This is a genomic window from Synechococcus sp. R6-7 (assembly GCF_047461695.1).
Lineage (GTDB): Bacteria > Cyanobacteriota > Cyanobacteriia > Thermostichales > Thermostichaceae > Thermostichus.
Genome location: NZ_JANSHS010000076.1, coordinates 1 through 2322, shown reverse-complemented (window position 1 = coordinate 2322; position 2322 = coordinate 1). Strand labels below are relative to the sequence as shown.

At 59.0% G+C, this 2322-nt stretch carries 3 protein-coding genes; all 3 read right to left on the bottom strand.

Annotated elements, in window-relative coordinates; all coding sequences use genetic code 11:
* Positions 1-27: 27 nt before the first annotated feature.
* Positions 28-612, bottom strand: a complete 585-nt coding sequence (locus NW815_RS02855; RefSeq protein ID WP_414390758.1) for a hypothetical protein — start codon at positions 610-612, stop codon at positions 28-30.
* A 131-nt stretch (positions 613-743) separates the two neighbouring features.
* The gene (gene pyrF / locus NW815_RS02850) at positions 744-1451 is read right to left on the bottom strand and encodes an orotidine-5'-phosphate decarboxylase (protein ID WP_414390753.1); all 708 of its coding nucleotides are present in this window, start codon (positions 1449-1451) and stop codon (positions 744-746) included.
* The gene (locus NW815_RS02845; RefSeq protein WP_414390755.1) at positions 1448-1879 is read right to left on the bottom strand and encodes a DUF6464 family protein; all 432 of its coding nucleotides are present in this window, start codon (positions 1877-1879) and stop codon (positions 1448-1450) included. Before NW815_RS02845 ends, pyrF begins: the two co-directional genes overlap by 4 nt.
* Positions 1880-2322 lie beyond the last annotated feature (443 nt).

Below are 2322 nucleotides of genomic sequence, written 5' to 3'. Positions count from 1 at the left end.
CATGCTGACGCAAAGCGCTCCGCGCCGCTAGAGAGAAGGTCTAGTCAACTCTAGATCGCCCGTCAAGGGGCAACCCGACTGTTGCCAGCGGCGGATGGCCTGGGCAGTGAGTCCATTCGTTACATCGCGAATGGGGATCCCCGATCCGGTTACCTGCAGACGCACCAACCGCCAGGGATCCCCAGGGTTAGCCCGCAGGACATAAGCCTCGTAGGCCAGTTGCAGAGTTTCGCTGCGCCGACCGGCCAAGGAGTTGCCCTCCTTTTGGGGGTGTTGGGGCAAGACCAAGCGGCGCTCCAGCGTGGTGAAATACAGCCGAAAAGCTTCTGGCGAAACAGCAGTTGCGGTGTCCGGCAAAACCGGAGCCAGCTCCTGTTGGCGTAAGCGGGCCGGAGACCCTGGAGAGAGCATTTCAACCTCCGGCTTCCCCACCAGCACAACCTGAAACTCAGAGCGGGAGCGGCTCAAGGCCAGATTGAGAAACAAAGGCAACTGCTCCGTTAGAGCCTCAGCCCAAACCTGAGGAGCAGCCAGGCAAGTTTCCCCTCTTGCCGGAACGAAATGCTCCGCACCCCTAACGCGCCCAGGAGTGCTGACCAGGCCCAAAACCACCGACAAACCGACTCCTAGCCAACATCTCCTGCCGGATCCAGCCGGCCTTTTTTCAGGGATCCACTGCACAAGCCTACGGCGTCGTTGCATTACAGAACTACCCCAATAACATCGGGCATCTCCCCACACCCTCACCCGGCAGCATCCCATGAGGCTTGGAAGCGCCGCAAGGCGGCCACGGGATCGGGAGAAGCGGTGATGGGGCGGCCCACCACCAAATAATCGGCTCCTGCCCGCAGAGCTTCGTCGGGCGTGCAGATGCGCTGTTGATCCTCCTCTCCATCCCCCGCCTTGGCTTGGCCCAGACGGATCCCAGGAGTAACCAGCAAAACCTCCGGCCCCAAAGCTTGGCGCAACCGCGAGACTTCCTGAGGAGAGCAAACCAGTCCAGTAAAGCCTTGAGCTTGAGCCAGCCGGGCCAAATGCAACACATAGTCGGCGGGATCCATCTCGATGCCCAGTTCCTGTCGCACCTGCGGGGGGCTGATGCTGGTTAAGAGGGTAACCGCCAATAGCCGACAAGGACTGCCCTGGGCAGCTGCCACGGCTGCCCGCAACATGGCACTGCCGCCGGCAGCATGGACGGTGAGCAGATCCACTCCATAGCTGACGGCCACCTCCGTAGCCCTCCCCACGGTGTGGGGAATGTCGTGCAGCTTCAAATCCAGAAAAATGCGCTTGCCCCTTTCCTTGAGAGCCTGCAGAACGGAAAAACCCGCAGCAGTGAACAACTCCAGACCCACCTTCCACCACAGCACCTGCGGCAAAGAGTCCACCCACTCCAAAGCCTGCTCTTGAGAAGAAGTATCCAGCGCAACAATCAGGCGGTCACCCTTCATCGGGGCTCATTCCGGGGCTCGTAGTGGGGACAGCCCTCACAGGGGCCGTAGGGATTGACGGCGCAGCGCAACTCTGGAGAATGGGCGTTGTAGCGGCAGGTGGGATCCCCGATGTATTCTGGCGGCGAAGCCACGTAAGTGTAAACAACCACGCCCCCAAATCCTATCGGGCTGACGAAGAAACGACTGGTGGTGAAAGATTCGCCCACAGAAGGGTTGAGGGTTTCCTCAAAGGGTTCTGGCTCAGGCTCCAGCTCCACTTCCTCCTCCAGATTCCAGAGGGCTTCCCACTGCCTAAGGGTTTCCTGTAAAGGCACAGCCAAGTGCTCTGCCAGCTCCATCAGGGCAGTCTCCAAAGAGGCCAAACTTTCTTCGGCCACTTGGGCAAAGGCTGCAACCCATTCCTCCAAAAGTTTCTCAAAATCCATGCAGCAGCGACCTAGAGGCTCCTTCTTCACCTTACCGCCAGCCTGGGCAACCTTTAACTTCCTCCCCGGCAAACGGCATCCACTAGAGCTTGATTGACCAATGGAAACAGCTCCGCCAGTTCTTCTGTGGATAGGTTTCCGGTGCAGACATTGGCGCGAATATGCCACTCAGCCCACATCTGCGCCGAGGGAGCAGCAGGATCCCGGCCCTCCTCAGAACCTGAACCGCCCACAGGTACCCGAGGGAGGCTGCGTCCCGACCCAAGGTTCAGTTGCAGTACGCTGTCACGGTTGATGCCAGTCAGCGAGGTTTGAGCGTTAGCCTCCTCAAGGAAAGCGAGAGAGAAAGCCAAAGCCATCCCAGCTAATCCCCAGAAAACAGCGCGGTAAACCATGGGATCTCCAGTAGTTAGATAGAGCATGACTCTAGTCAATAATAAGCT

Bases quoted from the DNA above. Each gene is read 5' to 3' on its own strand.
- pyrF (WP_414390753.1), bottom strand. From the start codon at position 1,451: ATGAAGGGTGACCGCCTGATTGTTGCGCTGGATACTTCTTCTCAAGAG.
- NW815_RS02845 (WP_414390755.1), bottom strand. From the start codon at position 1,879: ATGGATTTTGAGAAACTTTTGGAGGAATGGGTTGCAGCCTTTGCCCAA.